The following is a 20701-nucleotide window of genomic DNA, read 5'->3' on the forward strand; positions in this document are numbered from 1 at the left end:
CACATGTTCGACGAGAAATTCATCACCAACGCCATCAACCGCAGCGCTGAGACCAAGCTCGACCGCCGCAAGCTGCTCGCCGCCGCCGGGATCGGTGCCGCCGGCATCGGCGCCGCCGTTCTCGCCCCGGCCGCCGGTGCGGTCGCCGCCCCCGCCGTCTCGGCTGCCGGCATCAGCGACGGTTCGATCCTGAACTTCGCCCTCAACCTCGAGTACCTCGAGGCCGAGTTCTACCTGCACGCTGTGACCGGTGCGGGCCTGCCCGCCAGCCTCGTCGGTGGCAAGCAGGCCGTCGGCTCCGTCACCGGTGGCAAGCAGGTCAAGTTCGCGACCCCCGCGATCAAGGCCTACGCCGAGGAGATCGCGGCCGATGAGCGTGCGCACGTCGCGTTCCTCCGTGCCGCGCTCGGTTCCGCTGCTGTGTCGCGCCCCGCGATCAACATCTCGGACGCGTTCACCTCGGCCGCCGTCGCGGCCGGCGTGATCAAGCAGGGCCAGACCTTCGACCCCTACGCAGACGAGGTCAGCTTCCTCATCGGTGCCTTCATCTTCGAAGACGTCGGAGTCACCGCGTACAAGGGTGCAGCCGCCCTCGTCACGAACAAGACGTACCTCGAAGCTGCCGCGGGCATCCTCTCGGTCGAGGCGTACCACGCCGGAATCGTGCGCTCGAGCCTCTACCGCATCGGCGTCGAGACCCCGTCGGTCATCGACACGGTCAACAAGATCTCGGCAGCACGCGACAGCCTCGACGGCTCGACCAGCCTCGACCAGGGCATCACGGTCAACGGCAAGGCGAACCTGGTTCCGACCGACGCGAACGGCATCACCTTCAGCCGTACGCCCGGCCAGGTGCTGAACATCGCCTACCTGAACCCGAAGGCCGTCACCAAGGGCGGCTTCTTCCCGTCGGGTGTCAACGGTGCGCTGAACACCAGTGGTGGCGCTGCGTAGTCCGTAGCCTCACACTGAAGAAGGGTCCTCGCCTCATGGCGGGGGCCCTTCTTTCGCGAAAGGGAGCATCCCGTGTCAGAACGACCCACCCACGCCGGCAGCGCGGAGCCCGAGTACGAGCTCAGCAGCCCGCTCGACACCGATCCGCTCGGCCTGTTCGAGGGCATCCCCGCCGAAGACCGGGACTACGCCGCCCGCGCACGCACCTTCGTCGAGGGCGAGGTTCTGCCGGTCATCGACGACTACTGGGACCGCGCCGAGTTCCCCGCCCACCTGGCCCGCCGGCTCGGCGAGCTAGACCTGCTGCGGGAGGGCAGCGACGTCGCCGGCTTCCCGCCGATGTCGAAGCTCGCCGCCGGGCTCGTGAGCCTCGAGATCAACCGCGGCGACGGCTCGCTCGGGGCCTTCATCGGCGTGCAGGGCGGGCTCGCGCTCCGCTCCATCGCCGCGTTCGGCTCGGCCGGGCAGAAGGAACGCTGGCTCGAACCGCTCGCCCGCGCCACCGAGTTCGGGGCGTTCGCGCTCACAGAACCGGCCCACGGCTCGGACTCGGTGGCCCTCGAGAGCACCGCGACTGCAACGACCGCGGGCGGCGCCGCGGGCGGTACCCCCGGCTACCTCCTGAACGGTGAGAAGAAGTGGATCGGCAACGGCTCGCTCGGGGGCCTCACCATCGTCTGGGCGCGCACCGCCGACGGTGCGGTCCGCGGCTTCCTCGTCGACCAGGCGGCCCCCGGCTACACCGCGACCGTGATCGAACAGAAGGCCTCGCTCCGCGCGATCTGGCAGACGCACATCGTGTTGCACGACGTGTTCGTACCGGCCGAAGCGCTGCTGCCCGGGGCGACCTCGTTCCGCGAGACGGCACGGTCCATCCAGGCCACCCGCCTCTCGGTCTCCTGGGCCGCCCTCGGGCATGCGACCGCCTGCTACGAGGCCGCCGTGCACTACGCCGCCCAGCGGGTGCAGTTCGGCCGGCCCCTCGGTGCGTCGCAGATCGTGCAGGAACGGCTTGCCCGCATGCTGAGCGAGCTCGCCACGATCCAGCTGTACTGCTTCCAGGCGACGGCTCTGGATGCCCGTGGCGCCCTCACCGCGACCCAGGCCAGTCTCGCGAAGTACACCAGCACCCGCACCGCCCGCGCGATCGCCTCGAATGCGCGCGACCTGCTCGGCGGCAACGGCATTCTGCTGAAGCACTCTGTCGCGCGCCACCTCGCCGACCTCGAGTCCCTGCACACCTACGAGGGCACCGAGACGATCCAGGCCCTGCTGATCGGCCGCTCCATCACAGGCCTGTCCGCTTTCGCCTGACCGGCGGCATCCTGCAGCGGCGCGCGCGAATCTCGTTATCGTTGACGAAGCAGTTCAACGTAGGAGGAGCCAGCATCCGATGAGCACAGCCCAGATCGTTCCCGCCCCCACCTCCCCCGGTGCCCGGATCGCAGGGTTCGGCTACGACCGCGGTTCACGCGTCATCACGAACGATGATCTCTCCCAGACCCTCGACACCAACGACGAGTGGATCACCCGCCGGGTCGGCATCCGGGAGCGGCGCTTCGCGGGCCCCGACGAGACCGTGGTGTCGATGGCCGTGAAGGCCGGCCGCATGGCCCTCGCGGATGCCGGACTGCAGCCCTCGGACATCGACACGGTCATCGTCGCCACCTGCACGATGCCCTCGCAGATCCCGCACGCCGCGACGCAGGTCGCTGCCGGCCTCGGCATCGAGGCTCCCGGCTCCTTCGACATCAATGCGGCCTGCGCCGGGTTCTGCTACGGGCTCGGGGTCGCGTCGAGCGTCATCCGGAGCGGCGCGGCGAAGACCGTGCTGCTGATCGGCGCCGAGAAGCTCACCGACTGGGTCGACCCGACCGACCGCGGCAACGCGATCATCTTCGGCGACGGCGCGGGAGCGGCGATCGTCACCGCGAGCGAGGTCGACGAGATCGGCGTCGTGGCGTGGGGATCCGCCGAGAAGCTGGTCTCGACGATCCATGTGAAGGACCGCGACTCGTTCATCTTCCAGGAGGGCCAGTCGGTCTTCCGCTGGGCGTCGACCGCGATCGCTCCGGTCGCCATCAGGGCAGCCGAGGCATCCGGAGTCGCGCTCGGCGAGATCGACGCGCTGGTCACCCACCAGGCGAACCTCCGGATCGTGGAGGCGATCGCCACCCGCGTGAAGGACGCCGGGGCGCGCGACGACCTGATCGTGGCCGATGACATCGTCACCACCGGCAACACCTCGTCGGCATCCATCCCGATCGCCGTCGCGCGGATGCGGGAAGCCGGCACGCTGACGTCGGGGAACCTCGTGCTGTCGGTCGGTTTCGGTGCGGGCCTGACCTACGCCGGGATCGTCTTCCGCCTGCCCTGACGCCACACAGGAGCCCCCGGGCCCCAGCGGGTAAGGTGAGGCTTACCATGGTGACGACCCTGCCGAACGCGCCCGCGAAGGCGCCGCCGCGCCCGGCGCTGGCGGCCACCGCGAGCCGCCGCACGGTCATCCTGCTCGCCCTGCTCGTGCTTCTGGCGCTGCTCGCCGGGCTCAGCCTCTTCGTCGGGTCGGGAAACCTCGCACCGGCCGCGGTCTGGAAGGCGCTCACCGAGGGCGGCAGCGACACCACCGCTCTGCTCGTCAACAGTTTCAGGGTGCCCCGGATGCTGCTGGCCCTCCTGGTGGGCGCCGCGCTCGGCCTCGGCGGGGCGCTGATGCAGGCGATCACCCGCAATCCCCTGGCCGACCCGGGCCTCCTCGGGGTGAACGCCGGAGCCTACATCGCCGTCGTCGTGGCGATCACCTACGCCGGCGTCGCCGGGATCTCGAACTACGTCTGGTGGTCGTTCGCCGGGGCGATCATCGTCACGGCCGGGGTGTACGCGATCGGCGGTCGCGGGCGGTCGGGGGCCGACCCGGCCCGGCTCGTGCTCGTGGGCGTCTCGGTGTCGTACCTCCTGAACGGCATCAGCGTGGGGATCACGTTGCAGAACCCCGACACGTTCGACGCGATCCGGTTCTGGTCGGCGGGTTCGCTGCAGGGCCGGCAGTGGGACATCGTGTGGGGCGTGCTGCCCTTCATCCTCGTCGGCACTGCCGTGGCGCTCTCGCTCGGCCGGTCGCTGAACGCGTCGGTGCTCGGCGACGACCTCGCGAAGTCGCTCGGCGCGAACCTGCTCCGCACCCGGATCATCGGCTTCGCCGCCGTGACGGTGCTGTGCGGCGCGGCCACGGCGGCGGCCGGCCCCATCTCGTTCCTCGGGCTGATGGCCGCCTTCGTGGCACGGCGGATCGTCGGGCCCGACCAGCGCTGGATCCTGCCGTTCGCGGCGGTCATCGCACCGATCATCTTCCTCACCGCCGACATGATCGGGCGCCTGCTGGTCGCGAGCGAAGTGCCCGTCGGGCTGGTCACCGCGTTCGTCGGAGCGCCGCTGCTGATCGTGCTGATGCGTGGCCGGAAGGCGGTGAAGGGGCTGTGACGAAGGTGGATTCGAGCGACACGGCTGTACGCGCGACGCCGCAGACCCTCGCCGCGGTGAAGGGGCTGCACGTCGTGCGGCTCGCGGGTGGTCGGCTGAGCATCCGGATCCGCACCCGCACGGTCTGGGTGGTGGGCGCCCTCACGGTCTTCACGCTCGCGCTGGCGGTGCTCGCTGTGACGCTCGGCGAGTTCCCGATCGCACCCGGCGACGTCTTCGCGGTGTTCACCGGGCACGGTTCGGCGAGCATCCAGCGCATCGTGCTCGAGTGGCGGGCACCCCGGATCGTGCTGGCCATCCTCGCCGGGGCCGCCCTCGCTCTGTCGGGGGCGATCTTCCAGTCGCTGACCCGCAACCCGCTCGGGAGCCCCGACATCCTCGGTTTCTCGCACGGCGCGTACACGGGTGCGCTCATCGTCATGTTCGTGATCGGCGGCAATTATGTGGCCACGTCGATCGGCGCGTTCGTCGGCGGGGTCGCGACCGCTGCCGTCGTGTACTTCCTGAGCTTCCGGAACGGCGTGCAGGGCTTCCGGCTGATCGTGATCGGCATCGCGGTGAGCGCCTTCCTCGTGGCGCTGAACGGCTGGTTCATCATCTCGGTCGATGTGAACAGCGCGATCTCGGCGGCGACCTGGGCGACCGGATCCTTCGACCTCTCGACCTGGAACGACGTGCTCCCGGTGCTCGGCACGATCGTCGTGCTCGTGCCGGTGCTCGCGATGTACTCGCAGCGACTGCACACCCTCGAACTCGGCGACGATGCCGCGATCGGCCTCGGTGTGCGGGCCGAACCCACGCGGCTCGTGCTGCTGCTCGTGGGCGTGGCGCTGGTGGCCGTCGTCACGGCCGCGGCCGGGCCCATCTCGTTCGTGGCCCTCGCCGCCCCGCAGATCGCCCGCCGCCTCACCCGCTCCCCCGGCACGGCCCTCCTGCCGTCGGCCCTGCTCGGCGCCGCGCTGATGCTCGGCAGCGACGTGATCGCCCAGCGTGTGATCGCGCCCACCCAGCTGCCCGTCGGGATCATCACGGTGATCATCGGCGGCATCTACCTGATCGCGCTGCTCGCGGCGCAGTCCCGGAAGGCCTGACGTGACCCCTGCCGAGAATGCCGTGCGGCTCGCCGGCCGGAACCTCCGGGTCGGCTACGACAGGCGCACGATCATCCACGAGCTCGACATCGAGATCCCGGATGACTCGTTCACCGTGATCGTCGGACCGAACGCCTGTGGCAAGTCGACTTTGCTGCGCTCCCTCGCGCGGGTGCTCACGCCGACAGGCGGCAGTGTCGTGCTCGACGGGCGCGACATCTCGACGTACCCCTCGAAGGAGGTCGCCCGGCGCGTCGGACTGCTGCCGCAGACATCCATCGCGCCCGACGGAATCACCGTGCTCGACCTCGTGTCGCGTGGGCGGTTCCCGCACCAGTCGCTGCTGCGGCAGTGGTCGACGGACGACGAGAGCGCCGTCGCGCGGGCGATGGCGGCGACGAATGTCACCGAGCTCAGCGAGCGCACGGTCGACGAGCTCTCCGGCGGCCAGCGGCAGCGGGTCTGGGTGGCGATGGCGCTCGCCCAGGAGACCCCCCTCCTGCTGCTGGATGAACCGACCACCTTCCTCGACATCGCCCACCAGGTGGAGCTGCTCGACCTGTTCGCTCGGCTCAACCGGGAGTCAGGACACTCCCTCGTGGCGGTGCTGCACGACCTCAACCAGGCGGCGCGGTACGCGACGCATCTGGTGGCGATGAAGGAGGGCCGCGTCGTCGCGGAAGGCGCGCCCCGCGACATCGTCACGGCCGAGCTGGTCGAGCATGTCTTCGGGCTCCGCTGCCGGATCATCGACGACCCGGAATCCGGGACGCCGCTGGTGATTCCGCTGCTCTCGCGGTGACGGGACGGGCCTCGCCAGGTTCTCTCGGTTTGGATAGGCTAACCTAAGATAAATCCCTGTACCCGATCGAGAGAGCAGTCATGCGCCCCCGTCTCCTCCGCACCTCCGCCGTCGTAGCCGCAACTGCGGCGGCCCTCCTCGCCTTCACCGGTTGCGCCTCGGGCGCCACCGGCGAGCCGGCCTCGTCCGCAGCATCCGGAACCCTCGGCACCGTCGACACCATGTTCGGCACGGTCGAGGTCCCGCAGCCCGCCACCGCCGGCGACCTGAAGGTCGTCGCCCTCGGCTGGTCGGATGCCGAGATGGCGCTGGCGCTCGGCGTCAAGCCGGTCGGCGTCTACGCCTGGCAGGGTTTCACCGAAGACACCAAGGGCGTCGGCCCGTGGGCCTCGTCGCTCTTCGGCGACGTCACCCCGACGCAGCTCGGCGGCGGCGAGACGCTCAACTACGAGCAGATCGCGTCGCTCGACCCCGACGTCATCCTGAACGTGCGGAGCGACAACGACGAGGAGACCTACAAGCGCCTCAGCGAGATCGCCCCCACCGTCTACGCCCCGACAGGCACCGGCGCCTTCGCCACGGACTGGGCCACGCAGCTCACCTCGATCTCCGACGCTCTCGGCCTCGCCGACCAGGGTGCGTCGCTGGTCAGCTCGACCAAGGCCGACATCGCTGCGGCCGCCGCCGCTAACCCGGGTTTCGCCGGCAAGACCGCGGTCTCCGCCGCCAAGTTCGGTGAGGCGTACGGCGCCTACCTGCCCGGAGACGGTCGCTTCGACATCCTCGCCGACCTCGGCTTCGTCAGCGCGCCGGCTGTGACCGCCCTCGGCGCCGGTGCGTTCTACGCCGCCGTCTCGGTCGAGAACGTCGCCGCGCTCGACGCCGACGTGATGGTCGCCCTGCCCATCGGGTTCACCGCTGCAGAGACGTCGGCCGATCCGCTGCTCGCCAGCCTGCCGGTGGTTCAGGATGGCCGGGCGATCGTGCTCGACCCGACCTCGGAGCTCGCCACCGCGTACAGCGCGGCGAGCGTGCTGAGCATCCCGGTGGTGCTCGACCAGCTCGTGCCGCTGCTGGCGGCGGCCGCAGCCAAGTAGCGGCCGGTCAGCCGCGGCTGGCGCTGGCGAGCAGCCGCGGCTCCGGCTCGCCGGGCCAGCGCCCCAGCAGGAGGGCGCTCATGCCCGCGACCGCTGCGGACGTGTCGGCCCGTGCGGCGGAAGCCGCCTCCTCGGGCGTTAGCGTGCCGTCGCCGGTCACCCGGCGCAGCACCTCGAGCACGATCCCACCGGCGCGGATGAGCGTCGACTCCGGGCCCGTCTCGACAGAGGAGATCGCGGCCACACCGGGTGCACCGCCGGCACCGCCCGCACCGTCGGCACCGCCGGCACCGCCCGAGGCCACCTCCCCGCCCAGCACCGCACTTCCGCCGGTCCCCTCGACCAGCGTGTCGAGCGGTTTCGGCACCATCTCGCCGTCGATGACCCAGTGCTGTTCGACGTGGCTCCCGCCACCCAGGATGACCGTTCCGAGCACCGCCGCATAGACCGGGTCGCCGCACGCGTCATAGACCCAGCGCGTGCCGAGCACGGAGTGCTCCACGGTGCCGACCAGCCAGTCCCCGGCCCCGTCGAGCGGCTCGGCGCGGTACGTCACGGGAACCTGCAGCACCGGGCCTTCGACTCCCGACCCGGCCGGCACCCGCAGCAGCATCGTCTCGATGCCGACCTCGCCCGCGGGGTCGTCGAACCGGTACGACCCGACCTGTTCGAGGGCACCGTCCGGGACATCCGGCCCGCCTGCCCCATCCGTGTCAGCCGCCGTGAACCACGGCTGGGCCGGAACCCACTCCTGCAACAGCTCAAGCTTCGAGGGGGTCAGTACTGCTTTGTGGAGAAGAGCCATGACCCGATCGTAGGCTCTCGGCCCGGCGCGGTCATCCCGGAGCTACGCCCCGGCGAGTTCGGCGAGCGACGGCGGGTTCGCCCCCGCCCGCGACACCGTGATCCGCGCACTCTCGAGCGCCGTGCGCGCGATCGCCGTCACCTGCGCTTCGTCGAGCCGGCCGGCGAGGATGCCCGGCACCAACCCGTCGCAGAGGATCGCGTAGAGCATCCCCGACATGAACGAGTCACCCGCGCCGATCGTGTCGACCACGTCGACCGGTTGTGCGGGCAGCGACACCCGGACTCCGGGAGCGGCGAGCAGGCAGCCCTCCCCGCCGCGGGTCACACCGACGAGGAGGCTCCCCGCGTCGAGGAACCCCGACACGACCGTCTCGAGGTCGGCACCCGGGTAGAGCCACTCGGCGTCCTCGTCGCTGAGCTTCACCACGTGCGCGTCCGCCGCGAGCGCCTCGACGTCGGCCAGGACGGATGCCCGGTCGGGCGTGATGCTGGGGCGCACATTCGGGTCATAGCTGAGGAGCACGTCGCCGCGGGCGCGGGCATCCGCGAACAGCCGCCGGATCTCGTCGGAGCCCGGGCGGAGCACCGACGCGATCGATCCCGTGTGCAGCACGCTGGTGCCGGGGGCGATGTCGCTGCGGTCGAGCTCCCAGACGATGTCGAACTCGTAGCTGGCCCTGCCCTCGGCGTCGAGGTGCGCCGTGGCGGTGGAGGTCGGGGCATCCAGAGCCGTTGCCTGTTCGAGCACGACTCCGGCTTCGCCCAGGTGCTGGATGATCGCCCGCCCGTAGTCGTCGTCGCCGACCTGCGCGCGGAAGGTCGTGGCCATGCCGAGCCGGGCGAGCCCGTAGGCGACGTTCAGGGGGCTGCCGCCCGGATGCACGACGGGAGCCGCGGTGTCTGCCGATCCGCTCCGCACGAGGATGTCGACGAGCGCCTCCCCGATGACCAGCACGCCCGGGGCGGCCGAGGACGCAGCTGCCCCGGCCTCAGCCGCCGACGACGCAGCCGACTCGGACGGGGACTGCGGGTCTTCGCTGACGTTCACGCCACCATCCTAGACTGGACGCGGGTACCGGCCACGGCCGCGCGGCCCGCGCGGTTCGCGCGGTTTCGCGCACCGCGCCGTCGAAGGAAGCGAGCAACGATGACGTCGAGGGACACGCTGGTCCGAGGGCTCTGGACCCTCTTCGAACCCCTCCACGCGGTCACCTACTTCTCGGCGGAATCGCGCGCCGCCTTCGCATCCGTCGGCCTGACGCGGTACTGGGACGGCTACTTCGCCGGGCGCTCCGCCCCGCTCGGTGCCGTCACCGCCGCCCCTGTGACCGCGCTGTTCAGCGGCTTCGCGCCCGCGCTCGTCGAGCGCGCGCTGCCCGCCGCGTGGTCGGTGGCCTCGCCCGCCGCCGTTTTGGATGCCCGGTCGGAGGGTGCGGCATCCACTCTCCGCACGCTGGTACCCGACCCGGATGTCGCGGCCCGCGCCCTCGCCGCTCTGGCCCCGATCGCCGCCGGAGCCGACACGGTCGGGCGCCCGCTCGCAGCGGCGAACCGTGCGCTGCCGCCCACCGGCGACCCGTACCGCGACCTCTGGCAGGCGACGGCGACACTCCGGGAGCACCGCGGCGACGGCCACGTGATCGCGCTCGTCACCGAGGACATCGCCGGACTCACGACGATCGTGCTGCGGAGCGGACTCGACCTCGACACGTCATCGATGAAGCGCTCGCGCGGCTGGAGCGACGAGGTGTGGGACGACGAGCAGTCCAGCCTCGTCGACCGGGGGCTGCTCGACTCCGACGGGCGCATCACCCCGGCCGGCGCCGAGGCGATCGACCGCGCCGAGCGGCTGACGAACCGCCTCGCGGCTGCGCCCTGGGCCGGCCTCAGCGACACGCGTCTCATCGCGATCGCGGAAGCGCTCGCCCCTCTCGCGAACGCCTGCGCACCTCTCTATCCGCAGCCGAACCCGATCGGCATGCCCTCCCCCTGGGACGCGGCCGCCGACCCCGCGGGCGCGACGATCGCCGCGGGCCCCACCGCGCGCTGACGCGCTTGCCGCCGCAGGCCGCGGTGCGAGGCGGTGCGCAGCGATCTGAGGCGGCGGGCAGCGGCGCGGTGCGAGGCGGCGGGCAGCGGCGCGGTGCGGCGCGCGAAACCGAGGCGGGGTGGAGACTGGGGCGATGAGCGAAGACGCCGGCACAGACATCCAGAACCCCCCGCGAGCACGCAACCCGCTCGGGATCGTAGCGCTCGTGGTGGGGGTGGTGGGCATCCTGTTCAACGCGCTGTTCACCCTGGTGCAGGCGGTTGTCGTCGGGCAGGGGATGTATGACCTGCTCGCCACGTTCGGAGTCGCCCACTCGGTGCTCGCCATCGTCATCGCGCTGGCGACGATCGCGCTCGGCGTCGTCGCGCTGCTGCGCCCCGGAGCCCCGCGGGGTGCGGCCGGCGCGGGCACCGCCCTCGGCGCGGCGAGCCTCGTGAGCGTGCTGACCGGTTTCCTCTACTCCGGTGTCATCGCGGCCACCGGCTTCTGACCCGCTCCCCGGCCACATCGACTCGGGAGTTCCTGTCGGTACGGCGATGGTGTGGCGACTGAAACTCCCGAGTCGAGGAAGTGGGAGGGGTGGGCGGGTGGCGGCGCGGCTAGAGCCGCTGCGTGCGCGAGAGCACCGTCTGGATGATCACCACGATCGCGAGGAACGCGCCCGAGACGACCGCCTGCACCGAACTCGACAGCGTGCCGACCTGGTTGATCAGGTTCTGGATCACACTCAGCAGCAGCACGCCGGCCACCGTGCCGATCAGGTTGCCGCGCCCGCCGACGAGCAGGGTCCCGCCGATCACGACAGCCGAGATCGCGTTCAGTTCGAGCCCGACCCCGACGGTCGGTACGCCCGACGACGAGTACGCCGCGTTCAGGGCCCCCGCGAGCCCGGCGCAGACGCCCGAGACCACGTAGACCGTGAACTTCACCCGCGCCACGGGCAACCCCATCAGCGTCGAGGCGCTCTCCGAGCCGCCGACCGCGTAGATCGACTGTCCGCCGCGGGTGCGGGCGAGCAGCACCGATCCCACGACGATCACGACGACCGCGATGAACACGGGCCAGTGGATGCCGAGCACCTCCCCCTGGCCGAGAGCGACCACCACGGGGTCGGTGATCAGCGGCGTCGTCGACCCGCCGTCGGTCGTGGCGAGCACGAGCCCGCGCACCCCGAGCAGCCCCGCGAGCGTGACGATGAACGGCGCCATACCGGCATGGGCGATGAGGAACCCCTGCAGCGCACCGATGGCCCCGCAGACGACCAGCGGGAAGACGAGCGCCCCGAGCAGCCCGAATGTCGATCCGTAGGCCGCGAGCACCCCGCCCAGGGCGAACACCGACCCCACCGAGAGGTCGATCCCCCCGGTCAGGATCACGAAGGTCATGCCCGCGCCGACGATCAGCAGGAACGACGACTGCGTCAGGATGTTCGAGAAGTTGCCGGGCGTGGCGAAGGTCGGGAATCCCACCGCGCCGACGACGAGCAGGATGACGAGCACGATCGCCGCGCCGTAGCTCTGCAGCAGCCCGGCGACGCGTTCGCGTGCGGCCTGCCGGTCGGTGGTCGGTCCCGCTGCCGGTTCGAGAGTGGTCATCTGACTCGGGCCTTTCCACGCTGGATGTAGACGGCGACCAGGATGATGATCGCCTGCGCGATCTGCGAGTATGCATCCGGCACGTTGTGCTTGATGAGCGTCGCGCTGATGAACTGCAGCAGCACGGCCCCGGCGAGCGTGCCGAGCACCTTCACCTGCCCGCCGCTCAGCGGGGTCCCGCCGACGACCACCGCGGTGATGGCCGACAGCTCGATGAGGTTGCCGAGGGTGGAGGGGACGGATGCGCCCAGCCGGGCGGTGCCGATCACCCCCGCGACGGCGGCGAGCGCCGCGCAGAGCACGTACACGATGAGCAGGATCCGCTTCACCGGCAGGCCGGCCAGCTCGGCCGCCCGGCGACTGCCGCCGATCGCGATGAGCTGCTTGCCGAAGGTCGTGCGGTTGACGAGGATGGCGACGACTCCCACGAGCACCGCGGCGATCAGCACGCTGTACGGGATGCCCAGCACCGAGTCCCGGCCGAGAGCGAGCACGTCGGGGCTCGTCACCGACTTCAGCTGTTCGTTCGCGATGAGGAGGGCCAGCCCGCGCCCGGCCACCATCACGGCGAGCGTCGCCACGATCGGCTGAACCCCGATGAAGGCGACCATCGAGCCGTTGAGCGCGCCGATCACCGCTCCGACGCCGATCGCGATGAGGAGGGTGGGCACCAGCCCGTAGCCGACGTAGAGCGGGATCACCGCGGCGGCCAGGGCCATCACGGCGCCCACCGAGAGGTCGATCCCTTCCGTGCCGATCACGAGCGCCATGCCGAGCGCGACGATCAGCACCGGCACGACCTGCACGAACTGCGTGCGGAAGTTGTCGATCGCAAAGAAGTTGGGCGTGAAGAAGAGGTTGTAGAGCAGCAGCAGCACGATCGCGATGTACACGCCGTACTTCTGGAAGACGCCGAGCACCGCCGAACGGCTCGGCACACGCAGCGACACGGTGGCCTGCGTCATGATGCTCCCCCTGCCAGCGCCGCGAGAAGCGCTCCCTCGTCGACCTGGTCGCCGCGGAGCTCCGTCTCGATGGATCCGTCGCGCAGAACGATCACCCGCGCGGATCCCTCGACGACCTCCTCGACCTCGCTCGACACCAGCACGATCGCCAGTCCCTCGTGGGCGAGCTCGTCGATCAGGGACTGCACCTCGGCCTTCGCCCCCACGTCGATTCCGCGCGTGGGTTCGTCGAGCAGCAGCACCTTGGGTGTCATCGCGAGCCAGCGGGCGATCATCACCTTCTGCTGGTTGCCGCCCGAGAGCTCGGAGACGAGCTGGTCGGGGCTCGACACCTTGATGTGCAGACGCTTGATGAACACGTCGACCACTGCATCCTGCTTGCGACGGGAGGTGAAGCCCGCGCGGGAGAGTTTCGGCAGGGCTGCCAGCACGATGTTGTCGCGCACCGACAGGTTCGGAACGATCCCCTCGGCCTTCCGGTCTTCGGGCAGCATCACGATGCCGGCACGGATGGCGGCGGGAACGGATCCGCTCCGCACGTTCTTGCCGTCGATCGTCACTCCACCCCGGTCGAGTTGCATCACCCCCGAGAGTCCCTTCAGCGTTTCGGAGCGGCCGGAGCCGAGGAGCCCGCCGAGGCCGACGACCTCCCCCGGACGGATGGAGAGGCTGATCCCGTCGATCTGGTGCTTGCGGCTGAGGTCGGTGGCGACGAGCACGGGCGGCGCGTCGCTCTCGTTCGCCGCGCGGAACGCGGTCACTCCCCCGCGCTCGACCTTCTCGACCGAACGGCCGAGCATCATCGAGACCAGCTCGACCCGGGGCAGGTCGCCGAGCGACCCGACGTGCACCACGCGACCGTCGCGCAGCACTGTGACGGTGTCGCAGACGCGGTAGATCTCGTCCATCCGGTGCGAGACGTAGATGATCGCGATGCCGCGCTCCCGCAGCAGCCCGATCACGCGGAACAGCGTCTCGACCTCGCGCGCCTCGAGCGAGGAGGTCGGCTCGTCCATGATGACGACGTTCGCGTTGATGCTGACGGCCCGCGCGAGCGCGACCATCTGCTGCACGCCGAGCGCCAGCGTGCGGAGAGGCCGCCGCACGTCGACCTGGATCCCGTACTCCGCAAGGAGGGCCCGCGCATCCGCGTACATGCGGCGGAAGTCGATGAGACCGACCCGCCCGCGCGGCTCGCGCCCGAGGTAGATGTTCTGCGCGACCGACATCAGCGGCACCAGGTTGACCTCCTGGTAGATGGTGCTCACGCCCGCCTTCTGCGCGTCGAGCGGCCGGGCGAACGTCGCAGGGCTCCCGGCGAGCAGCAACTGCCCCTCCTCGGGCTGGTGCACCCCGGTCAGCACCTTGATCAGGGTCGACTTGCCGGCCCCGTTCTCGCCCATCAGGGCCATGCTCTCCCCGGCCCGGAGCACGAGATCGACCCCGCTGAGCGCGGTGACCCCGGCGAACCGTTTGGTCACGCCCCGCGCCTCGAGCACCGGAGCCTCGAGCCCGGAAGTACGCGCATCCGACATGCGGCGGATCCTTTCGTCGTTGAAATTCATGAGTGCGGCCCGGCCGGCCGAATGCGACAGACTGAACGATCGCCTTGGGCCGCGCGGGCCGCACTCGCCGGCTAGAAGGCCGAGCCGACCTTCGCGGCGGCGTTGGAGGGATCGTACTCGCTGTCCTGGATGATCACGTCCTGCCCGACGGCTGTGCCGTCCATGAAGTCCTGGATCGTCTGGAAGGCGAGCGGGCCGAAGCGCGGGTTCGACTCGATCACACCGTTGTAGGCACCGGCGACGATCTGTTCGACAGCGTTCTTGGTGCCGTCGACCGAGTAGATCTGGATGTCCTTACCGGGTGTCTTGCCGGCCGAGATGATCGCGGCCTGGGCCCCGAGGCCCATCTCGTCGTTCTCGGCGTAGATCGCGGTGATGTCGGGGTTCGACTGCAGCAGCTGCTCGGTGACGGACTGGCCCTTGTCGCGGGCGAAGTCACCGGTCTGCTGGGCGACCACGGTGATGTTCGGACCCTTGGCCGCGATCTCGTCGAGGAAGCCCGAGGTGCGGTCGGTGGTGACCCCGTTGCCCGAGGAGCCGAGCAGCACGGCGACCTTCGCGGTGCCGCCCGTACCGGCGATCAGCTGGTCGGCGGCACGCTTGCCCTGCTCGACGAAGTTCGAGCCGAGGAACGAGACGTAGTCGGTGCACGCGGTGGCGTTCAGCTTCCGGTCGATGGTGATGACCGGGATGTTCTTGGCGCGAGCAGCGGCGAGGGCGGGCTCGAGGCCATCCGAGTTCAGCGGCGCGACGATCAGGATCTGGGCGCCCTGCGCGATGAGGTCGTTGATGTCGGAGATCTGCTTCGACAGCGTCGACTGAGCGTTCGTCTTGATGAACTTCTTGACGCCGACCTTGGCGGCTTCGTCGGTGATGGACTGCGTCTCCGCGATGCGGAACGGGTTGTCCTCCTTCTCGGACTGCGAGAAGCCGACGGTCGCCTGGGTCAGGTCGATCTTGTCGCCTTTGTAGTCAGCCAGCGAGCAGGTGGGGCCGGTGACGGGAGCGGCGGTCTGGGCGGCATCCGTCGCGGCTGCTGTGCCGGATGAGGGGGCGGTGGTTCCGGTGTTCGTGCAGCCGGTCAGAGCCAGGCCGACGGCGGCGACGCAGGCTGCTGCGGAGAGGAGCGCGCGTCCCTTTCGGTTCATGTTCATGAGATCAACTTCCTTGTTGGTGTGGGGTCCAGCGATCACAAGCTAGCAATTTCCATCAGAACAGAAACCGCTTCTGATGAATTGTTGCTAAAACGTGTCCAAAAGTCCAGCACTCTTACGCAGGGACACTCCCCGACGGGGCGACATGCAGCGTGACGCCGAGCCGGGCGAAGGCGCCGAGCTGCTCGGCCGGGGCCCCCGCGTCGGTGACGAGATGACTGAGCTGATCGCTGGCGATGGTCTGGATCGCCGTGCGCACCCCGAACTTGGTGTGGTCGACGAGCGCCACCACCTCGTGGCCGGCCGCGGCCATCGCCCTGTCCGAGTCCGCGACGGTCATGTTGGGCGTCGACAGCCCGAAGTCGGCCACCAGCCCGTTGCCCGAGACGAAGGTCCGGTCGGCGTGGATCCCCCGCAGGGTGCGGTTGGTCGCCTCGCCGACGAAGGCCCTGATGGATGCCCGGAGGGTCCCGCCCGTCATGATCACCTCGTTCGCGGTGGCCGGCACGAACGCCTCCGCGACCGGCAGAGAATTCGTGATCACGGTGAGGCCTGTGCGGTCGAGGATCGACTCGGCGAACGCCTCCGTCGTCGTGCCCGGCCCGATGATGATGACGTCACCGTCGTGCACGAGGGTGGCGGCGAGGCGCCCGATGGCGTACTTCTCCTCCATCGCCTGGCCGATCTTCTCGGCATAGGTGGATTCCCGCGAGGGCGCTCCGGCGACGGCGCCGCCGTGGGTGCGGGTCAGCAGCCCGACGGAGTCGAGGTAGACGAGGTCGCGCCGGATGGTCACGGCCGAGGTGTCGAGGCGCTCGGCAAGGGAGCCGATGGAGACGGCCCCGTCGGCCCTCAGGAAATCGAGGATCAGATTGCGTCGCTGCGCTGCAAGCACCCCGCCATCCTACGGAGAATGACGACGAAATGAACAGTTTCGATCAGTTCGCGGCAGATTCGGGCAGCGCGGCGGAGGGCAGGCTGGGGGTGGTGAAGGTCAGCGTCAGTGAGGGACGGGCATCCGGAACGTCGCCTTCGAAGCCGCCCTCCTCCTCGCCGTTCTGCTGTTCGAGCGCGCGATAGACCGTGGCCCGGGAGGTGCCGAGCTGCTGGGCGATCTCGCGCACGGAGGCCCCCTGCTCACGGAGCAGCAGCACCCGCTCGACGTTGGTCGCCGAGAGAGCGCGGGGCCGGCCGGCGACCCGCCCCCGCGCCCGAGCCGCGTACACGCCCACCATCGTGCGCTCACGGGTGAGTGTGCGCTCGAGTTGCGTGAACGCCTGGATGACCCGCAGCAGGGCGGCGCCATCAGGCCCTGTCGTGTCGAGATTCTCGGTGAGCGACTGCACCCCGACCCGCCTGCCGCCGAGCAGTTCGAGCAGCGAGAGCACCTGAGGTAGCGTGCTGGCGAGGCGGTCGAGCCGCCATGTGACCAGGGTGTCCCCGGGGCCGATGTCGTCGAGCAGAGTGGTCAGTTCCGACCGGGTCGCCGTGACGGAGTTGGCGCTGACGTCTTCGTAGAACCGCGTGACGCCCTGCTGCCGCAGCAGGTCGCGCTGGTAGTCGCCGTTGTGTTCCAGCGGGCCGACCCAGATGTAGCCGACCTCAGCCATGGTCAGCGCCGTCTGGGACAGCGCCGTCTGGGTCAGCGCCGCTTGAATCAGCGCCGAGCGGATCGTCGTCGACGTCAGTGTCGTCGCCCGTGTCTTCGGCGTTCGGTGTGGGGGCCGCGACGAAATCCGCATCCTGGGGCACGGTGAAGTCGTGGAAGGGATCGAATTCTTTGTCGGGCATGCCCCAACGCTACCCGGGTGTTCAATGGAATGCATGGCAGTCAAATGGATCGCACAGGATTTCGGCGGACTCGACGTGTTCACGGAGGTCGAGGCGGATGACCTGCCGCCGGGCCGCGGTGAGGTGACGATCGAGATCCGGGCTGCCGGAATGAACCCGGCCGACTACAAGCATGTCGCGTCCGGGAGCGACCGGAGCCTCCTTCCCGTGCAGGTCGGGTACGAGATCGCCGGGGTGATCCGGGGGATCGGCCCGGACACCACGATCGCGTCGGGCGGCGGCGCAGTCGGCGACGAGGTGCTGGCGTTCCGCGTCGCGGGCGGTTACGCCTCCGAGCTCACGGTTCCCGCCGCCGACGTCTTCGCCAAACCGGCGTCGCTCGGTTTCCCGGAGGCCGCGAACCTCCTGCTGGCCGGGTCGACCGCCGCCGAGATGCTCGACGTCACCCGCGTCACTGCCGGTGACACGATCCTCCTCCACGGAGCATCCGGAGCCGTCGGCGTGAGCGTGCTGCAGCAGGCCGCGCTCCTCGGGGCGACCGTGATCGGCACGGCCAGCGAGAAGAGCTTCGAGGTCGTGCGGCGCTTCGGCGGGCATCCGGTGGCCTACGGCGACGGCCTCGAACAGCGGGTGCGTGATGCTGCACCGAACGGCGTCGTGGCCGCCCTCGACGCCGTCGGCACCGACGAGGCGGTCGACGTGTCGCTGGCGCTTGTGGATGACCGGCAGCGCATCGTGACGATCGCAGCGCCGGGGCGGGCCGAAGCCGACGGTTTCCGCGCGATCGCCGGCGCGAGACCGCAGAGCGCGGCGTTCCGCAACGGCGTGCGCGCCCGGCTGATCGACCTCGCGGGCAGCGGGCGGCTGGTGGTACCGATCGCCCGCACCTGGCCGCTGGACGAGGCGCGGGAGGCGCTGGAATTCCTGATGGATCAGCACCCCGGGGGCAAGCTCGCGCTGATTCCCTGAGCGGTCGACGGCGGGTCGTGGGTGCTGGCAACCGATGGTGTGCCCGAAAAGCAAGCCCCTGCCGCCTCCGGGGACCCTGGCTTACATTGGAAACATGAGCGACACGAATCTCGGCACCGACGGCACCATCCCCAACTCCGAAGACGGCATCGCCGTCGGACACGTTCCGGACGGATCGCACTTCAACCCCGAGGAGGAAGCCGGGTCAGCCGCCGCTGGCGATGAGGAGTCGGGCACCTACACCGACGCCGAGGGCGACGACCGCGAGGACCGCCCCGCGGAGAAGGACGGGACCTACACGGACGCCGACGAGTAGGTCGGATCGAGTCGGGTTCCCTCCAAAACTTCACCCTCTCTTAAGATGGGACGAGTTGTCTGGTTTCATCTGATCTAAGGCGGGGTGCTGATATGGCAATCGACAAGAGTCGGGTGCTCGACGCTCCACACATCACGGCACGTCTCCGAAGTGACAACTCGGGTGTGCTGGTGGTCGATGGAGACGAGCAGCACATCACCGCGGACTCCGCCGGAGCGGCCCTGCAGGAACTCGTCGGCCTCATCCAGGGCGAGGCTGAGCGACTCGGTCGGCCCGTGCGCGTCACGGTGACGGCGGAGACGGGCCGCAGCATCCTGATCGCCGATGAAGACGGTTCGATCGAGGAGGAGAGCTTCGTGCCCTCCGAGGAGCTCGAAGCCGCTGCTGAAGACAGTGCCGATGGCGAGGCGAGTGCCGATGGCGAGGTCGACGACGATGCCGCGGTCGACGACGACGCCGCGGACGATGACGACGCCGCGGACGACGTCGATGCCGACACAACGGCTGAAGATGTTGCCGACGAAGGCGACGACGACGCCGACACAACGGCTGATGAGGTTGTCGACGAAGGCGACGACGACAGCGACAGCGTCAGCGACGAAACCGATGAGGACGACCCCACCGACGAACCCGACGGCGACGTGGCCGATGAAGGCGACGACGACATCGACGACTCAGGCACCGACGACTCACACACCCACAACTCAGACGCCCACGACTCAGACCTCGACGAAACCGACCCAGAAGACGCGGAACCGCGCGACGACCTCGCAGCGTTCCCGACTCCCCTGCCAGCGTCCGCGCGTCCCGCGCCAGCACTGGCACCCGAACGATCAGAGCCTCCCATGCCCACTCCTGCACGAACCACCCCTGCCCCCTCGGGAGGCGCCCGCCCGAACATCCAGAGCCGACAGGGCCAGCCAGGCCCTGCTGTGGGCAGGCAGGGTTCCAGCAGCCCGGATGCCGGCAGGCCGGGCAGCCAGAAGGATCTGCTCGACGCGCCTTCGTTCCTTGCCGTCCCGAAGATCGCGGAACCCGCAGAGCAGGGCTTCAAGGGCCTTCTGAACCACCTCGGCTTCCACTTCAAGCCCGGTCGCAGCGAGCAGGCGCAGCGCAGCGACATCGAGGCGATCTCCCGCCACTTCCCCGCCCACCGCACCATCAGCGTGATCAACCGTAAGGGCGGGGCGAACAAGACGCCCACGGTTGCCAACCTCGCCGCGGCATTCGCGCGCAGCGGCGGCGGAGGCGTGCTGGCCTGGGACAACAACGAGACCATGGGCACCCTGGGCTGGCGCACCGAGCGCGGCGAGCACGACTCCACCGTTCTCGACGTGCTCGCCAACGCCGACGACCTTCTGGATGCCCGTGCCGAGTTCGGCCAGATGTCCCGTTTCGTGCACCACCAGCAGGCCGACAAGTTCGACGTCCTGCGCTCCGACGAGGATCCCTCCGGCACGCACGAGATGACGGCCGAGGAGGTCGACATCGTGCACAGCATCGCGGCAAAGTACTACCGGCTCATCCTCATGGACTCCGGCAACAGCGACCGCGCCGAGAACTGGCTGCGCATGATCGACCACACCGACCAGCTCGTCGTTCCCACCACCACCATGGAGGACCGCGCCCAGGCCGCCCTCCTCACGCTGCAGGCCGTGCAGAGCCGCAGCGAGAAGGCCGCGGAGCTCGCGAAGAACGCCGTCGTCGTCATCTCGGAGTGGCAGCCCAAGGAGCAGAACATCTCCGAGCGCATGGCCGAGGACTTCCGGCCCTATGTGCGCGACGTCGTGATCGTGCCGTTCGATCCTGCGCTCAAGGCCGGGCGCATCCTCCACAGCTCGCTTCAGCCGGCCACCCGCCGAGCTTGGCTCGCGGCCGCTGCGGCCATCGCAAAGGGCCTGTAGTTCCGCGAGATTGCAGGGAATTCCGGCATTGTTGAGGCAATGTCAGTGGTTGGTGTTTGAATTGAAGCATGAACCAGCCAGCCGCTCCCGCACCCGACTTTGCGTCGGTGGTGTCGTGGGTTCTGGATGCCCGGCGGGGGTTTGACGCTGTGTTGGCGTCT

At 69.8% G+C, this 20701-nt stretch carries 21 protein-coding genes; 12 read left to right on the top strand and 9 right to left on the bottom strand.

Features of this window, described 5'->3' with window-relative positions; genetic code table 11:
- Window positions 1–3: 3 nt before the first annotated feature.
- The 7 genes from FB464_RS09750 (at window position 4) to FB464_RS09780 (ending at window position 7424) form a co-directional block, all read left to right on the top strand.
- Window positions 4–954 (top strand): ferritin-like domain-containing protein, encoded by a 951-nt coding sequence (locus tag FB464_RS09750; protein ID WP_116414040.1) that lies wholly within the window; start codon window positions 4–6, stop codon window positions 952–954.
- A gap of 72 nt (window positions 955–1026) precedes the next feature.
- A complete protein-coding gene (locus FB464_RS09755) occupies window positions 1027–2268 on the top strand; it encodes an acyl-CoA dehydrogenase family protein (RefSeq protein WP_116414039.1) in 1242 nt (413 codons plus the stop codon).
- Between the two features lie 79 nt (window positions 2269–2347).
- Entirely contained in the window at window positions 2348–3331 is a 984-nt protein-coding gene (locus FB464_RS09760; protein ID WP_116414038.1) for a beta-ketoacyl-ACP synthase III, read from the top strand.
- Window positions 3332–3378: 47 nt separating this feature from the next.
- The gene (locus FB464_RS09765) at window positions 3379–4434 is read left to right on the top strand and encodes a FecCD family ABC transporter permease (protein ID WP_116414037.1); all 1056 of its coding nucleotides are present in this window, start codon (window positions 3379–3381) and stop codon (window positions 4432–4434) included.
- Window positions 4431–5525, top strand: coding sequence for a FecCD family ABC transporter permease (locus tag FB464_RS09770; protein WP_246093002.1), 1095 nt, complete (start codon window positions 4431–4433; stop codon window positions 5523–5525). Before FB464_RS09765 ends, FB464_RS09770 begins: the two co-directional genes overlap by 4 nt.
- Before the next feature lie 22 nt (window positions 5526–5547).
- Window positions 5548–6327, top strand: coding sequence for an ABC transporter ATP-binding protein (locus tag FB464_RS09775; RefSeq protein WP_425472445.1), 780 nt, complete (start codon window positions 5548–5550; stop codon window positions 6325–6327).
- Window positions 6328–6407: 80 nt separating this feature from the next.
- Window positions 6408–7424 carry an iron-siderophore ABC transporter substrate-binding protein gene (locus FB464_RS09780; RefSeq protein WP_116414035.1) on the top strand — a complete coding sequence of 339 codons (1017 nt, stop codon included), beginning with the start codon at window positions 6408–6410 and terminating at the stop codon, window positions 7422–7424.
- A gap of 7 nt (window positions 7425–7431) precedes the next feature.
- Here the strand turns inward: FB464_RS09780 and FB464_RS20425 are convergent, their stop codons facing one another.
- Entirely contained in the window at window positions 7432–8229 is a 798-nt protein-coding gene (locus tag FB464_RS20425) for a maltokinase N-terminal cap-like domain-containing protein (RefSeq protein ID WP_116414034.1), read from the bottom strand.
- A gap of 42 nt (window positions 8230–8271) precedes the next feature.
- On the bottom strand, window positions 8272–9279 hold the full coding sequence (locus tag FB464_RS09790; protein ID WP_116414033.1) for a carbohydrate kinase family protein: 1008 nt from the start codon (window positions 9277–9279) through the stop codon (window positions 8272–8274).
- A 99-nt stretch (window positions 9280–9378) separates the two neighbouring features.
- On the opposite strand from FB464_RS09790, the gene FB464_RS19805 reads away from it, so the two are divergent.
- Together FB464_RS19805 and FB464_RS09805 are read left to right on the top strand one after the other, a co-directional pair.
- A complete protein-coding gene (locus tag FB464_RS19805; protein WP_170151872.1) occupies window positions 9379–10281 on the top strand; it encodes an SCO6745 family protein in 903 nt (300 codons plus the stop codon).
- 133 nt (window positions 10282–10414) lie between these two features.
- Window positions 10415–10771 (top strand): hypothetical protein, encoded by a 357-nt coding sequence (locus FB464_RS09805; protein WP_116414030.1) that lies wholly within the window; start codon window positions 10415–10417, stop codon window positions 10769–10771.
- 109 nt (window positions 10772–10880) lie between these two features.
- Here the strand turns inward: FB464_RS09805 and FB464_RS09810 are convergent, their stop codons facing one another.
- The 7 genes from FB464_RS09810 to FB464_RS19810 all read right to left on the bottom strand — a co-directional run bounded on the left by FB464_RS09810 (window position 10881) and on the right by FB464_RS19810 (window position 17351).
- A complete protein-coding gene (locus tag FB464_RS09810) occupies window positions 10881–11876 on the bottom strand; it encodes an ABC transporter permease (RefSeq protein ID WP_116414029.1) in 996 nt (331 codons plus the stop codon).
- Window positions 11873–12841 (bottom strand): ABC transporter permease, encoded by a 969-nt coding sequence (locus tag FB464_RS09815; protein WP_116414028.1) that lies wholly within the window; start codon window positions 12839–12841, stop codon window positions 11873–11875. The genes FB464_RS09810 and FB464_RS09815 overlap by 4 nt, the downstream gene beginning before the upstream one ends.
- On the bottom strand, window positions 12838–14376 hold the full coding sequence (locus tag FB464_RS09820) for a sugar ABC transporter ATP-binding protein (protein WP_116414027.1): 1539 nt from the start codon (window positions 14374–14376) through the stop codon (window positions 12838–12840). The genes FB464_RS09815 and FB464_RS09820 overlap by 4 nt, the downstream gene beginning before the upstream one ends.
- Before the next feature lie 101 nt (window positions 14377–14477).
- On the bottom strand, window positions 14478–15560 hold the full coding sequence (locus FB464_RS09825) for an ABC transporter substrate-binding protein (RefSeq protein WP_116414026.1): 1083 nt from the start codon (window positions 15558–15560) through the stop codon (window positions 14478–14480).
- Between the two features lie 115 nt (window positions 15561–15675).
- Window positions 15676–16455, bottom strand: a complete 780-nt coding sequence (locus FB464_RS09830) for a DeoR/GlpR family DNA-binding transcription regulator (protein ID WP_116414025.1) — start codon at window positions 16453–16455, stop codon at window positions 15676–15678.
- 43 nt (window positions 16456–16498) lie between these two features.
- Window positions 16499–17170 (bottom strand): recombinase family protein, encoded by a 672-nt coding sequence (locus FB464_RS09835; protein ID WP_170151871.1) that lies wholly within the window; start codon window positions 17168–17170, stop codon window positions 16499–16501.
- On the bottom strand, window positions 17163–17351 hold the full coding sequence (locus tag FB464_RS19810) for a hypothetical protein (RefSeq protein WP_170151870.1): 189 nt from the start codon (window positions 17349–17351) through the stop codon (window positions 17163–17165). Before FB464_RS19810 ends, FB464_RS09835 begins: the two co-directional genes overlap by 8 nt.
- Before the next feature lie 33 nt (window positions 17352–17384).
- On the opposite strand from FB464_RS19810, the gene FB464_RS09840 reads away from it, so the two are divergent.
- The 3 genes from FB464_RS09840 to FB464_RS09850 all read left to right on the top strand — a co-directional run bounded on the left by FB464_RS09840 (window position 17385) and on the right by FB464_RS09850 (window position 20540).
- Entirely contained in the window at window positions 17385–18320 is a 936-nt protein-coding gene (locus FB464_RS09840) for an NADP-dependent oxidoreductase (protein WP_116414023.1), read from the top strand.
- Window positions 18321–18414: 94 nt separating this feature from the next.
- Entirely contained in the window at window positions 18415–18636 is a 222-nt protein-coding gene (locus FB464_RS09845) for a hypothetical protein (protein WP_116414022.1), read from the top strand.
- Window positions 18637–18728: 92 nt separating this feature from the next.
- Window positions 18729–20540: an AAA family ATPase gene (locus FB464_RS09850; protein WP_116414021.1), complete on the top strand. Its 1812-nt coding sequence runs from the start codon at window positions 18729–18731 to the stop codon at window positions 20538–20540.
- The last annotated feature ends 161 nt before the right edge of the window (window positions 20541–20701 follow it).

Origin of the sequence: Subtercola boreus (genome assembly GCF_006716115.1) — a bacterium.
Lineage (GTDB): Bacteria > Actinomycetota > Actinomycetes > Actinomycetales > Microbacteriaceae > Subtercola > Subtercola boreus.

Coding starts and splice junctions, on each gene's coding strand:
- FB464_RS09750 (WP_116414040.1), top strand. CDS start 4: ATGTTCGACGAGAAATTCATCACCAACGCCATCAACCGCAGCGCTGAG.
- FB464_RS09760 (WP_116414038.1), top strand. CDS start 2,348: ATGAGCACAGCCCAGATCGTTCCCGCCCCCACCTCCCCCGGTGCCCGG.
- FB464_RS09765 (WP_116414037.1), top strand. CDS start 3,379: ATGGTGACGACCCTGCCGAACGCGCCCGCGAAGGCGCCGCCGCGCCCG.
- FB464_RS09780 (WP_116414035.1), top strand. CDS start 6,408: ATGCGCCCCCGTCTCCTCCGCACCTCCGCCGTCGTAGCCGCAACTGCG.
- FB464_RS20425 (WP_116414034.1), bottom strand. CDS start 8,229: ATGGCTCTTCTCCACAAAGCAGTACTGACCCCCTCGAAGCTTGAGCTG.
- FB464_RS19805 (WP_170151872.1), top strand. CDS start 9,379: ATGACGTCGAGGGACACGCTGGTCCGAGGGCTCTGGACCCTCTTCGAA.
- FB464_RS09805 (WP_116414030.1), top strand. CDS start 10,415: ATGAGCGAAGACGCCGGCACAGACATCCAGAACCCCCCGCGAGCACGC.
- FB464_RS09810 (WP_116414029.1), bottom strand. CDS start 11,876: ATGACCACTCTCGAACCGGCAGCGGGACCGACCACCGACCGGCAGGCC.
- FB464_RS09815 (WP_116414028.1), bottom strand. CDS start 12,841: ATGACGCAGGCCACCGTGTCGCTGCGTGTGCCGAGCCGTTCGGCGGTG.
- FB464_RS09820 (WP_116414027.1), bottom strand. CDS start 14,376: ATGTCGGATGCGCGTACTTCCGGGCTCGAGGCTCCGGTGCTCGAGGCG.
- FB464_RS09825 (WP_116414026.1), bottom strand. CDS start 15,560: ATGAACATGAACCGAAAGGGACGCGCGCTCCTCTCCGCAGCAGCCTGC.
- FB464_RS09835 (WP_170151871.1), bottom strand. CDS start 17,170: ATGGCTGAGGTCGGCTACATCTGGGTCGGCCCGCTGGAACACAACGGC.
- FB464_RS19810 (WP_170151870.1), bottom strand. CDS start 17,351: ATGCCCGACAAAGAATTCGATCCCTTCCACGACTTCACCGTGCCCCAG.
- FB464_RS09840 (WP_116414023.1), top strand. CDS start 17,385: ATGGCAGTCAAATGGATCGCACAGGATTTCGGCGGACTCGACGTGTTC.
- FB464_RS09845 (WP_116414022.1), top strand. CDS start 18,415: ATGAGCGACACGAATCTCGGCACCGACGGCACCATCCCCAACTCCGAA.
- FB464_RS09850 (WP_116414021.1), top strand. CDS start 18,729: ATGGCAATCGACAAGAGTCGGGTGCTCGACGCTCCACACATCACGGCA.